Genomic DNA, 12,356 nt, shown 5'->3' on the forward strand with positions numbered 1-12,356 from the left:
ACCACCAGGGAGCCGATACCGTGAGACGGACCGGAAACGAGCACGCGTTGCCGGGCGGGATCGACAATCGTCCGCCCACCCGGTCTGCCTCCCCAAGGACAGGATGTCCGGTGACCCCATGGCCCTGAGCGGCATCGACAAGACCCTCCAGGCCCCACGCCGGCGCGGCTCCGATCCTGGCAGCGCGCCGTCCGAAGGGGCCAAGCCCGGCCAGCCCTGGCAGCTGCGGCTGCCCAATCCCACCCGTCAGTACCGCCTGCTGGCGGGCCTGCTCACGGCCCTGATGCTGGCGCTCTCCTATGCCCAGTGGCCGCAGGTGCTTGATACATCCGCTTATCAGCTGGCTGCGCGCCTGATCCCCGCCGAGGCCGACGTCTCCCGGGTCGCTTACGTGGAGCTTGGCGATCAGCCCCGCAGCCTGAATTACGATCACCTGGCCCAGACCGTGCGTGCCCTGCAGTCCCTGGGTGTGCAGACCCTGGGTATGCATCTACCCCTGGACCAGTCCCAGTCACCCGCGAACATCAACCGCCTCATGCAGGAGGCCGAACGCCGGGACCCCGGCGCACCCGACCCCCGCTGGCTGTCCCAGCTGGACCGTGATACCCGACTGGCCACGACCCTGAACCGCCATGGCGGCGTGGTCCTCGCCGCCCTGCCGCTGACCCGATCCGCGCAGCCCGGGGAATCCACCCTGGGCATCCTCTCGCCGGTGACGGTCGGGGAGTCTGCCTGGCATGCCCACCCCTGGCTCAAGCTCTGGATGCGCCCCCCGGCGGGCAGCGCCCCGCCGCCCCTGAGCGCCCCCCTGTCGCCCCTGAGCGCCCCCCTGTCGCCCCTGGCCACCGCCGCCGTGGGCGTCGGCGCCGCCCTGCCCGCCACCGACAGGCAGGGCGTGATTCTGGCCCTGGAGGATGCATCAGGACCGAGGGCCGGCTTCCTGCTGCCCCTGCTGGCCCTGTCCGGCGACACGCCACGGGCCGCGATCCTGGAACCGGGCCGCGGCCTGCGCCTGGGTACTGAGCTGATTCCCCTGGGCCCGGACATGGGCGCCCATGTCCTGCCGCCGCGCCGGGACCTGCGCCGGGGCGGCGTGGAACGACTGTCCATCGACACGGTGATCAACGCCGGCCCCGGCAGCGAGCGCCTGGCCGGACGCACCGTGATCCTCGGTCCCGGTGTCACGCGCAGCCTGGGCGGTCAGCCCGAAGGCGCGGTGCCCGATGCCCTGTGGCAGACCTACGTGCTCGGCAGTCTGCTGAATGGCAGCTGGGTCCAGGTACCCGCCTGGTTCCACGGCATGGAGAGACTGCTGCTGGTGCTGGCCGGCCTCTACCTGCTGGCCATGCCCATGCGCCTGATGGACCGCCCGAGCGGCCTGCTGGTGACCGTGCTGCTGGCGGTGGTGATCTTCAACGCCGGCCTGCTGGCACTGCTCATCCGCCAGATCTGGCTGCCGGTGACCCTGCCCGTGGTCGCCCTGCTCGCGAGTCACGCCCTGCTGTGGGTCTGGCTGAACCATGCCCGGCGTCTGGAACAGGACCGCCGCGAGGCGGACAAGGCCCATCGCGAGCTGGGCAACCTGCTGCGCACCCAGGGCCAGCTGGAAGCGGCCTTCACCCAGTTCCGCCAGGTGCGCCAGATCGACGAGGAACTCCAGGAGGCCCTCTACCAGCTGGGCCACGACCTGGTGCGTCGCCGCCAGTACGGCCAGGCCCGGGAGGTCTACGGGCATCTGGAATGGATCTCGCCGCGCTACCGGGACGTGCTGGTGCGCATCGAGCGCCTCAAGGGCCTGTCGAAGCAGAACCGCCCGCGCCTGGGCCCGGAGCCCGGCACCGCGGACCAGACCCTGATCGTGGACGGCGAGACCCTGGAGAAACCCACCCTGGGCCGCTACCAGATCGAGTGCCAGCTGGGCCGCGGTTCCATGGGCGTGGTGTACCTGGGTGTGGATCCCAAGATCGGCCGCAAGGTGGCCATCAAGACCCTGGCCCTGAACCAGGAGTTCGAGCAGGAGATGCTGGAACAGGTGAAGTGGCGCTTCTTCCGCGAGGCGGAGGCCTCGGGCCGTCTCAATCACCGCAACATCGTGACCATCTACGACGTGGGCGAGGAACACGATCTGGCCTTCATCGCCATGGACTACCTGGAAGGCAGCTCCCTGGACGCCTACACCCGCCGGGAGACCCTGCTGCCCGTGGACGAAGTGCTGGATGTCTGCGCCCAGGTGGCCGAGGCCCTGGCCTACGCCCACGGTCAGCGCGTCATCCACCGGGACGTGAAACCGGCCAACATCATCTACGACCGCAGCCACGGCTCGGTGAAGATCACCGACTTCGGCATCGCCTGCCTCACCGACAACAACCGCACCCGCACCGGCACCATCCTGGGCACCCCGGCCTTCATGTCCCCCGAGCAGGTCTCCGGCAAGGATGTGGACGGTCGCTCCGATCTGTTCGCCCTGGGCGTGACCCTCTACCAGCTGCTCACCGCAGAACTGCCGTTCACCGCCGACACCATGGCCGGCCTGGTCTACCAGATCACCCAGACCCGGCATCAGTCCCTCTCGGAGCTGCGTCCGGAACTGGGGCCGCTGGTGGCCCTGATCGTCAACAAGGCCCTGGAGAAAGACGCGGACAAGCGCTACCAGACCGGCACCGAGATGGCCAAGGCCCTGCGCGACTGCGCCATCGCCCTCAAGCGCAGCCCGCGCTCCGGGCAGTTCAGCAACCCGCGCGCCATCACGCCGTAAGGCCGGGATCCTTCAGCCCACCCCTTGAACCCGGCCCGTGGCCGGCATGACAATGACCCCATGAGCCAGGACCGTCAGGACGAACGGGATGCATACAGGCGCAGAATTCCCGTCGAGGACCTGCGCATGGGTATGTATGTCTGCGAACTAGACCGCCCCTGGCTGGAAACCCCCTTCCTGCTGCAGGGTTTCCCACTGCACACGGACCGCGAACTGGAGACCCTGCGCCAGCTGTGCCGCTACGTCTACGTGGACACGGAGCGCAGCGAACCTGGCAGCATCCCGCTGCGACACGAGTCCAGCCTCCCGCACCCGGCCAGCAAGGAAACGGTCACCATCCGTGAGACCCCGTCCAACCTGACCCCGCCGCCCACCGAGCCTGCCCGATTCCAGGATCACCTGAAAAAGGCGGCCCGGGTCCGCAACAAGACCCACGACTACCTTCGCCGCACCCTGGAGCACGTGCGCCTGGGCGAGACGGTGGACACCGCCGAGGCCCAGCAGCTCATCTCCGAACTGGTGGAACAGGTGGTCGAGACCCCCAGCGCCATGGTCTGGATGACCCAGCTGCGCAACCGGGACGAGTACACCTCCATCCACAGCGTCAACGTCTGCATCCTGGCGCTGACCTTCGGGCGCTACCTGGGCCTGAACAAGGACATGCTCAAGATCGTGGGCATGGGCGCCCTGCTGCACGACATCGGCAAGCTGTGCGTCCCCCTGGAGGTGCTCAACAAGCCCGGCGCCCTGAGCCACGAAGAATTCGAGATCATGAAGTCACACCCTACCGCGGGACACACCCTGCTGTGCGAGGATCCCAACGTGCCCGTAGGATCGCTCGAAGCGGTGCTCTACCACCACGAGCGCGGCGACGGGCGCGGTTACCCGCGTGGTCTGACGGCGGAGCAGATCCCCTTCACCGCGCGCCTGGTGTCGATCGTCGACATCTACGATGCCATGTGCAGCGACCGGGTCTACCACGACGGCCTGCCGCCCCAGGAGGCCCTAAGCCGGATCTACCGACTGGGCGGTCCCGCCCTGGACCGGGAACTGGTGGAGGCCTTCATCCGCTGCATCGGCGTCTACCCCATCGGCGCCCTGGTGGAACTGACCACCGGAGAGGTGGCCGTGATCGTGGGCCTGAACGAGCGCCAGAAACTGCGCCCGGTGGTCCAGCTGCTGCTGGAGGCGGATCAGCGCCCCCCCAGCGAACGACGCCTGATGAACCTGGGTAGCAGCGCCTGGCGCGGGCGGAAAGATGCCCCGGCGGTGCAGCGCATCCTCGAACCCGGCGCCCTGGGCATCGACCTCACCGCCCTGATCCTCGAACAGACCGAACAGCCCCCCAGCGCAACCAAGCCCGAGGAGATGCGCCAGTGATCGACCCGGTCGCCGAGAGCTACGACCAGATCCCCTACGAAAGCCACCCCATCACCGAAACCCACCCGGATCGCCTGGCGGCCATCGCAGGTCTGTTCGGCATCGATGCACCCCCACCCGCCCATGCCCGGGTCCTGGAACTGGGCTGCGCCGCCGGCGGCAATCTCATCCCCATGGCCTGGCACCAGCCCGGCGGACACTATCTCGGGGTCGAACTGTCCGGTGCCCAGGCCGCCCACGGCAGCCGCATGATCGCCCACCTGGGCCTGCCCAACGTGGAGGTGCGCCACGGGGACATCATGGACGTGGCCCTGGACGGCGAGCCCTTCGACTACATCATCGTCCACGGGGTGTTCTCCTGGGTGCCGGACTTCGTGCAGACCCGCATCCTGGAGATCTGCGCCCGGCGCCTGTCTCCCACGGGCGTCGCCACCATCAGCTACAACACCCAGCCCGGCTGGGGCCTGCGCGGCATGGTGCGCCAGATGCTGCTGCACCACACCCGGGGCATCGAGGGTCCCGCCGCGCGGCTCGCCGCCGCCCGGGAACTGCTGGACTTCCTCGCCACCCCCATGGATCACCCGCCGCCGGGCCACGACTGGCTGCTCAAAGAGGTCAGCTACCTGCAGAAGGCGAGGGACAGCTACCTCTATCACGAGTACCTGGAAGACTCGAACAGCCCGATGCTGTTCTCCGAGTTCATGACCCGGGCACGCAGCGCCGGTCTGCAATACCTGGGCGACGCCCAGCTGCACACCCTGTTCCCCAGCACCCTGGGCGAGGCGGTGGCCGAGCGATTCGAGGCCATGGACGACCTGGAGCGGGAGGAACAGTACCTGGATTTCCTGCGCCTGCGACCCTTTCGTCAGAGCCTGCTGTGCCGTGCGGACCTGTCCATCGTGCGCGAGATCGACCTGGACTGGCTGGCCGGGCAACGGCTCTACAGCCCCCTGCGCGCCGACCGGGACGACCAGGGCCACACGCTCTGGCGCAGCCCCGGCGGCACCGGCTATCACGTCAGTCATCCCCAGGCCCACCGAATGCTGGGCGCCCTGGCCGAAGCCTATCCCCGCGCCCTGACGCTGACCGAGGCCCTGGGCAAGGCCCGCCCCGACGGGGCCCTGATGGGCGAGCTGTTCAACCTGTTCGTCTCCGGCGCGGTGCAGATCACCCGCCTGGACAACCCCGACCTGCCCCGCGCCCGCCCCGTGCGCCCCCGGGTCTCGGCACTCGCACGCATGCAGGCCGAGATGGGCGAAGGCCACCTGGCCACCTTCCGTCACGAAAGCCTCGGGCTGGACCAGGTGTCCACGAAACTGGTGTCACTGCTGGATGGCCACCGGGACCTGGAGGCGCTGGTGGACGCGCTACTGAAGGAGGCCGAAACCGACCCGGCCCTGCGTGATGCCATGGGCCTGAAGGCGGCAGGAAAGAAACCGCCCCGCGGGCAGGTCAGGGCCAACGTGGAGCGGCTGCTGCAGATCTTCGCCCATCATGGGCTGTTGCTGGACACCACTTGAGGTAACGAGCGCAACACTGGCACTTGATCTCGCAGCGTGACAGACGCCACAGATGCGACGGATCCTCTCACAGAGCCACGGAGACACGGGGTCTTGAAATGAAATACCTTTCTCCGTGACCCCGTGTCTCCGTGAGAGGACGGCTTTTTGCTTCGAGCCCCGAATCGTTACACCTGCTCGAAATACTCCCGCAGATAGGTCTCGAAGGACACCCGATCGGCGGCCTCGATGGCCTGCTGGCGTTCCAGGGAGGCGCGCGCCTCGGCCTCCAGTTCCGCCTCACGCTCGGGGGGCAGCGTGAGGCTGCGGAAGTAATCCCGGTGCTGCATGGACAGGCGCCGGGCGAAATCGTAGAAGCCTTCGTGACGCTCGGCCATTTCGGCCAGCATGCGTGCCGAGGGGGTGAGCGAGGGATCCTCGACCTTCTCGCGCTGACGATTGAGGGCGGTGGTATAGGGTCGCGTCGGGTCATCGCCGTCCAGCACGGCGCACAGGGGCTGCATGGACTCCAGCACCCGGTCCGCCCAGATGCGCAGGGGGACCTCGTCGCCGTTGCGCAGCAGCATGAGCTTCGGATCCCGGCCCCGGTGCGCGGCGGCGCTTTGGTTGTGGTCGATCTGCAGGCGTTCTACCTCGCCGATCACCGGGCTTTCGCGCAGCAGGCAATAGAGCATGAAGGCTTCCAGAAAACGCATCTGGGTCTCACAGACACCCAGGGGCTCGAAGGCATTCACGTCCAGGGAGCGCAGTTCCACGTAGCGCACGCCGCGCTTGCGCAGGGCCAGCACCGGCTTTTCGTTGCCCTGCAGGATGGGCTTCGGACGCACCGAGCTGTAGTACTCGTTCTCGATCTGAAGGATGTTGGCATTGAGCTGTCGGTACTCGCCATCGACCACCACGCCGATCTTCTCGTACACCGGTGAGGGGGTGCTGATGGCGCAGGCCAGGCTGTCGGTATAGGCCTCAAGGCTGTCGTAGGAGGCCTTGATGCCGGTCTCCTCTTCCTTGCGGTTCTGGTAGCCGATGTCGCCCATGCGCAGGCTGGTGGCATAGGGCTCGTAGTAGGTGTTCTCGTTGAACTCCGGCATGTGGGTGGGCCTGCCGCCCAGGAAGGACTTGCACACCGCCGGCGAGGCGCCGAACAGGTAGGGCACCAGCCAGCCCAGGCGCTGCAGGTTGCGGATCATGGCGAAGTAGCCCGCGTCGATGAAGCGGCGCAGATCCCCCGACTCACCCTCGAGCTTCTGGAACGCCGGCCAGAAGGCCTCGGGCACGGAGAAATTGAAATGCACCCCGGCGATCACCTGCATGACCCGGCCGTAGCGATGGCCCAGCCCCAGGCGGTAGACGGTCTTCATGCGCCCGGCGTTGGAATTGCCGTACTGGGCCACCGGGATGGCCTCCTCGCCGGCCAGCACGCAGGGCATGCTGGTGGCCCAGAGGAATTCCGCGCCGATGCGGGGATAGGTGAAGGTCTGCAGGTCGCGCAGGAAGCCGAGCGCCTGCCCCGGCTCGACGAAGGGCGGCGTGATGAACTCCAGCAGGGCCTCGGAATAATCCGTGGTGATCCAGGGATGGGTCAGGGCCGAGCCCAGGGCGTGGGGATGGGGCGTGCGAGCGATGCCCCCCTCGGGGCTGACCCGCAGGCTCTCCTTTTCCAGACCCATGAGCGAACCCCTCAGCAGGGGATGGTGTCCGGCATCGAGCAGGCGCTCAAGGCGCGCTTTGAAGAGATCGGTCAACGGGGCGTATCTCCCGGGGAAAAGTCAGGCAAGATAACCGTGTTGCGCCATGATGAACAAGTCATGACATGATTCACCCTTCGACCCTGAACCACAATCAGCGTGCGGTGTCCGGTAGACACACCCAAACAAAACCTTATTTGTATCCATGTTGAACCGACTCAAGGACTGGCGCGAGCGCCGCATCCTGAAACAACACCCCATACGCGAGACCCTGTGGGTAGAGGGTCTGCGCGCCCTGCCCATGCTGGGCCGGCTGGACGCCGGGGAGCTTCACCAGTTGCGCCGCCTCACCACCCTGTTCCTGCACCAGAAACGTTTCCTGGGCGCCGGCGGCCTGGAGGTGGCCCCCGCCATGGCTCTGGACATCGCCCTGCAGGCCTGCCTGCCGATCCTGCACCTGGGCCTGGACTGGTACGAGGACTGGGTCACCATCATCGTCTACCCGGACGATTTCCTGGCGGAGCACGAGTACACCGACGAGCACGGCGTGGTGCACGTGGAGCGGGGTCCGCGCAGCGGCGAGGCCTGGGACCAGGGTCCGGTGCTGCTGTCCTGGGCGGAGGTGGCCCAGGGCGAGGGCCTGGTGCTGCACGAGTTCGCCCACACCCTGGACATGCGCAACGGCCAGGCCAACGGCATGCCGCCGCTGCATGCGGACATGTCCAGGGAACACTGGGCCGAGGTGATGAGCGAGGCCTTCGAGCGCCTCAACACCGCCGTCGACCGGGGCGAGGAGACCGAGATCGATCCCTACGCGGCCAGCGATCCGGCGGAGTTCTTCGCCGTCACCAGCGAGTATTTCTTCGCCGAACCCCAGACCCTGTGGCGGACATTCCCGAAGGTCTACGAACAGTTCGTGCGCTTCTATCGCCAGGACCCGATGGCCGCCTACCTCTCGGCATGAGCCGTTGCAGCCGTCATGTCACTGACCTGCGGCAGAAATTCACGGATCGAACACCCGTCACTGCCCGCAGGCGGCCGTTAGAATGATGCCTGAACCTCCGGTCTTTTCCGGGGTCGATCAAACGACGTCGTCAGAATTCACACACACGCCCAAACCCCAGGACACCCCGGCATGATCCTTCTCAAGCCCTGGCGCTTCAGCCTCGCCGCCCTGTTCCTGTTCGCCCTGCTCTCCTCGGCCCTGCTCTCAAGCACCGGCCATGCCCAGCAGGCCACCAGTTCCTACATCGCCATGGACCCGCCCGTGGTGGTGAACCTGGCCAACCCGAGCCGGGCCCAGTATCTGCAGATGGTGGTGGAATTGCAGGTGGGTTCGGTGGAGGACGCGGGCATCGTGCAGGCCCACATGCCGGTGATCCGGGACACCCTGATCCTGTTCTTCGGAGGGCGCGACCCCGCCGAGATCCGCCCCGTGGCCAACCGCGAGGAACTGCGCGCCGAGGCCCTGGCGGCCATCCGCGAGGCCCTGGAGACCCGATCCGGCCGGCCCGCGGTCGAGGGCCTCTACTTCACCAGCTTCCTGATTCAGTGAGGTTTGTTATAGGTCATTTGTCAGTAGTCAGTGGTCAAAACAACTGACTACTGACCACTGACAAACAACAATCTACAATCCCAGCCCCACCCGCACACCGTCCAGGATGAACTGCACCGCGAGCGCGGAAAGGATCAGGCCCAGCAGTCGATTGACCACGTTGATGCCGGTCTCGCCCAGGCCCCGGACGATCAGGGGTGCGAACCACAAGGCCAGCAGGGTGAGCGCCAGCACCAGGATCACCACGCCGATGAGTCCCGCCATCACCCCCGCGCCATGGCCGGCGGAGGCCATGAGCAGCACCGTGGTCATGGCGCCGGGTCCGGCGATGAGCGGGAAGGCGAGCGGGAACACGGAGATGTCCTGGCGCTTCGTGGCCTCCTTCTGCTCCTTCAGTGTGGTGGCACGCAGACCCGACTGGCGGGCGAAGATCATGTCCAGGGCGAGGATGAACAGCAGGATGCCACCGGCTACCCGGAAGGCCGGGATGCTGATGCCCAGCATGCTGAGCAAGGTGCCACCCCCCAGCATGAAGGTGATCAGGATGGCTGCCGCCAGCAACACGCCGTTGCGTGCGATGCGCCGCTGTTCGCTCAGACTGGAACCATGGCTGAGCGCGGCGAAGATGGCCGCCACACCGATGGGATCCACCACGATGAACAGCAACACGAAGGCTGCCAGCAGGGTCTCAAACATGCCGGCAGTATAGCTTGAGATGCGAGCCTGATCGCTCGCCTTCTCAGGCCCTGATGCTCAGTCGAAAAATTCTTTTGCCACAGAGGGCACAGAGATCACAGAGAAAACCCGGTCATCTCGCAAAGACGCAAAGGCGCGAAGAAAACCTGATCAAATGGTCTTCTTTGCGACTTTGCGTCTTCGCGAGAAATCAGGCTTTTTGAGCATTTGGAATTTTAACTCTGTGCCCTCTGAGGCTAAGCGCCTTTCAGCAATCCTCAGACCGATTCAATGCGGCCGGTGCAGATAAGGCATCTCGCCGCGATGCACCATGTGGCGGATCAGGTCCGCGCGGCCGGGGTCTTCCTGGTTGAGCTCCTCGGCGCAGACCGAAGGCACGTGGGCGGACTCCGCCAGCAGCACCTCCAGCTCCCGCAGGTCCACCTTGGGCTCGGTGAGTTCCTCCGGGGCCGGGTTCTCCTTCATGCGGGTCTCCCAGAACATGCGCGGATGCCAGCAGTGCAGCTGCACGTCCGGATGCTGGAACAGCTCGACGCAGCGGCGGTTGAGTTTGTCGTGAGGCATGGAAGCGTTCGCCATGGAAATCCTCCTTGTTCACGGTGGGGATGAATGAAACACGCCCCTTAATCCTAGTAAATTGATCGGAAATTTCAAGCGACTGTTCTGGTGAGGCGAGAGGCGTCAGGGGTTAGGCGTGCACCCGTGAACTTCGCCCCCTTACCCCTTACGTCTCACGCCTCACGCGCCATTTCACCCTTCCAACTTCATCAGCGCTTCCATCCACTCCGCCTCCACCGTCTCCAGCGCCCGCGTCACTTCCCCCTGGCGGGCGAGCAGCTTCTGCAACTCGGCCTTGTTGGCCTCGTCGTAGATGTCCGGCTCGGCGAGCCGGGTCTCGATGCGGCCCTTCTCGGCCTCCAGTTCACCGTGGCGCTTTTCCAGGCGCGCGCAGGCGTCCCGAAGCGGCTTGAGACGCTGACGTTCCTCGGCGGCCTCCCGGCGCAGGGCGCGCCGGTCCTGGGCGCTGTTCCCGCCCCCGGATGGCTCCGCCGCACTGGCCGGGGGGGATTCCCGGTCCTGGCGGGCGAGCCACTGGCGGTAGTCCTCGAGATCCCCGTCGAAGGGCACGGCGCGGCCGTTCGCCACCAGCCACAGGTCGTCGCACACGGATTCCAGCAGGTGCCTGTCGTGGGAGACCACCACCAGGGCGCCTTCGTAGTCCTGCAGGGCGATTTCCAGGGCCAGGCGCATCTCCAGGTCCAGGTGGTTGGTGGGCTCGTCCAGCAGCAGCAGGTTGGGACGCTGGTAGACCAGCATGGCCAGCACCAGGCGCGCCTTCTCGCCGCCGGAGAACGGCGCCACGGGGGCGAGCGCCGCATCACCCACGAAGCCGAAGCCACCCAGGAAATCCCGCAGGGACTGCTCCCGGGCCTTGGGGTCCAGGCGCTGCAGGTGCAGCAGCGGCGTGGCCTGGGGGTCCAGCTGCTCCAGCTGGTGCTGGGCGAAGTAGCCCACCGCCAGATCCGGGGCCGGTTCGCGCACACCGGACAGTGGTGCCTGGCTGCCGGCCAGCACCCGGATCAGGGTGGACTTGCCGGCCCCGTTGGGGCCCAGCAGACCGACCCGGTCACCGGGTCGCAGGGCGAGGCGCACCCCGTCCAGGACCACCCGCTCGCCGTAGCCGGCGGCCAGGCGATCCAGCTGCAGCAGCGGGTTGGGCAGGCGCGCGGGGGGCGGGAAGCTGAAATGAAACGGCGAATCCACATGGGCCGGGGCCAGCCGGGCCATGCGCTCCAGGGCCTTGACCCGGCTCTGGGCCTGGCGGGCCTTGCTGGCCTTGGCCTTGAAGCGGGTGATGAAGGCCTCCATGTGGGCGATCTCCCGCTGCTGGCGTTCGTAGAGGGCCTGCTGCTGGGCCAGGGCCTCGGCGCGACGCTGCTCAAAGTCGCTGTAGTTGCCGGTGTAGAGGGTGAGGGCCTCGCGCTCGATGTGCAGCACGTGGTCCACCACCGCGTCCAGGAAGGCCCGGTCATGGGAGATCAGGATCAGGGTGCCCGGATAGCCGGCCAGCCACTGCTCCAGCCACAGCACCGCGTCCAGGTCCAGGTGGTTGGTGGGCTCGTCCAGCAGCAACAGATCGGAGCGGCACATGAGCGCCCGGGCCAGGTTCAGGCGCATGCGCCAGCCGCCGGAGAAATCCGACACCGGGCGCGAAAGGTCCGCATCGGAAAAGCCCAGGCCGTGCAGCAGCCGCCCGGCCCGGCTCTCGGCCCACCAGGCGTCGATGGCGTCCAGGCGGGCATGCAGCGTGCCCATGCGGGTGCCATCGCCGGCGGCCTCCGCCTCCGCCAGTTCCGCCTGCAGGACGCGCAGTTCCGTGTCACCGTCCAGGGCATAGTCCAGAGCCGAGCGGCTCACCGCCGGGGTCTCCTGGGCCACCGAGGCGATCACCCAGTCAGGCGGCAGGCTGCAGCTGCCGGTGTCGGCGTGGAGTTCACCCCGGATCAGGGCGAACAGGCTGGACTTGCCGGTGCCGTTGGCCCCGGTGAGACCCACCCGCCAGCCGGCATGCAGGGACAGGTCCGCCCCCTGGAACAGGATCCGGGGGCCGCGGCGCAGGGTGAGGTCGGTGAACTTGAGCATGGGCGCGAAGTGTAGCAGCGGCGGGCCCCTTCGTACCGGGCCACGGATTTCTGACACCCGAGGCATCGACGGGCGGCAAACCTCGGCCGCCCGGCGTCATTTTTCCGGCATCGCACAAAATA

General features: G+C 67.1%; 9 protein-coding genes. 5 read left to right on the forward strand and 4 right to left on the reverse strand.

The features are described from left to right. Positions 1-103 precede the first annotated feature (103 nt). Genes D580_RS0110205 through D580_RS0110215 form a run of 3 tightly spaced genes read left to right on the forward strand, consistent with a single transcriptional unit; the run spans position 104 to position 5,655 of the window. Positions 104-2,755: a serine/threonine-protein kinase gene (locus tag D580_RS0110205; RefSeq protein WP_018954290.1), complete on the forward strand. Its 2,652-nt coding sequence runs from the start codon at positions 104-106 to the stop codon at positions 2,753-2,755. A gap of 60 nt (positions 2,756-2,815) precedes the next feature. Further along, a complete protein-coding gene (locus D580_RS15420; protein WP_018954291.1) occupies positions 2,816-4,135 on the forward strand; it encodes an HD-GYP domain-containing protein in 1,320 nt (439 codons plus the stop codon). Beyond that, entirely contained in the window at positions 4,132-5,655 is a 1,524-nt protein-coding gene (locus D580_RS0110215; protein WP_018954292.1) for a methyltransferase regulatory domain-containing protein, read from the forward strand. The genes D580_RS15420 and D580_RS0110215 overlap by 4 nt, the downstream gene beginning before the upstream one ends. A gap of 167 nt (positions 5,656-5,822) precedes the next feature. Here the strand turns inward: D580_RS0110215 and gshA are convergent, their stop codons facing one another. Then, the gene (gshA, locus tag D580_RS0110220; RefSeq protein WP_018954293.1) at positions 5,823-7,397 is read right to left on the reverse strand and encodes a glutamate--cysteine ligase; all 1,575 of its coding nucleotides are present in this window, start codon (positions 7,395-7,397) and stop codon (positions 5,823-5,825) included. 148 nt (positions 7,398-7,545) lie between these two features. Here gshA and D580_RS0110225 point away from each other — a divergent pair, with 148 nt between their 5' ends. Together D580_RS0110225 and D580_RS0110230 are read left to right on the forward strand one after the other, a co-directional pair. Continuing rightward, positions 7,546-8,304: a zinc-dependent peptidase gene (locus tag D580_RS0110225; RefSeq protein ID WP_018954294.1), complete on the forward strand. Its 759-nt coding sequence runs from the start codon at positions 7,546-7,548 to the stop codon at positions 8,302-8,304. Positions 8,305-8,475: 171 nt separating this feature from the next. Next, complete coding sequence (locus tag D580_RS0110230; protein WP_018954295.1) at positions 8,476-8,895, forward strand: flagellar basal body-associated FliL family protein; 420 nt, start codon at positions 8,476-8,478, stop codon at positions 8,893-8,895. A 72-nt stretch (positions 8,896-8,967) separates the two neighbouring features. Here the strand turns inward: D580_RS0110230 and D580_RS0110235 are convergent, their stop codons facing one another. From D580_RS0110235 to D580_RS0110245, 3 genes are all read right to left on the reverse strand, one after another. Further along, positions 8,968-9,591 (reverse strand): MarC family protein, encoded by a 624-nt coding sequence (locus D580_RS0110235; RefSeq protein WP_018954296.1) that lies wholly within the window; start codon positions 9,589-9,591, stop codon positions 8,968-8,970. Positions 9,592-9,858: 267 nt separating this feature from the next. Then, positions 9,859-10,155 carry a hypothetical protein gene (locus D580_RS0110240; RefSeq protein WP_026289893.1) on the reverse strand — a complete coding sequence of 99 codons (297 nt, stop codon included), beginning with the start codon at positions 10,153-10,155 and terminating at the stop codon, positions 9,859-9,861. Between the two features lie 186 nt (positions 10,156-10,341). After that, positions 10,342-12,234 carry an ATP-binding cassette domain-containing protein gene (locus D580_RS0110245; protein ID WP_018954298.1) on the reverse strand — a complete coding sequence of 631 codons (1,893 nt, stop codon included), beginning with the start codon at positions 12,232-12,234 and terminating at the stop codon, positions 10,342-10,344. Positions 12,235-12,356: the final 122 nt, after the last annotated feature.

Origin of the sequence: Thioalkalivibrio sulfidiphilus, from assembly GCF_000377945.1 — a bacterium.
In the GTDB taxonomy this organism is placed as follows: domain Bacteria; phylum Pseudomonadota; class Gammaproteobacteria; order Ectothiorhodospirales; family Ectothiorhodospiraceae; genus Thioalkalivibrio_A; species Thioalkalivibrio_A sulfidiphilus_A.

Coding starts and splice junctions, on each gene's coding strand:
- D580_RS0110205 (WP_018954290.1), top strand. CDS start 104: ATGTCCGGTGACCCCATGGCCCTGAGCGGCATCGACAAGACCCTCCAG.
- D580_RS15420 (WP_018954291.1), top strand. CDS start 2,816: ATGAGCCAGGACCGTCAGGACGAACGGGATGCATACAGGCGCAGAATT.
- D580_RS0110225 (WP_018954294.1), top strand. CDS start 7,546: ATGTTGAACCGACTCAAGGACTGGCGCGAGCGCCGCATCCTGAAACAA.
- D580_RS0110230 (WP_018954295.1), top strand. CDS start 8,476: ATGATCCTTCTCAAGCCCTGGCGCTTCAGCCTCGCCGCCCTGTTCCTG.
- D580_RS0110235 (WP_018954296.1), bottom strand. CDS start 9,591: ATGTTTGAGACCCTGCTGGCAGCCTTCGTGTTGCTGTTCATCGTGGTG.
- D580_RS0110240 (WP_026289893.1), bottom strand. CDS start 10,155: ATGCCTCACGACAAACTCAACCGCCGCTGCGTCGAGCTGTTCCAGCAT.
- D580_RS0110245 (WP_018954298.1), bottom strand. CDS start 12,234: ATGCTCAAGTTCACCGACCTCACCCTGCGCCGCGGCCCCCGGATCCTG.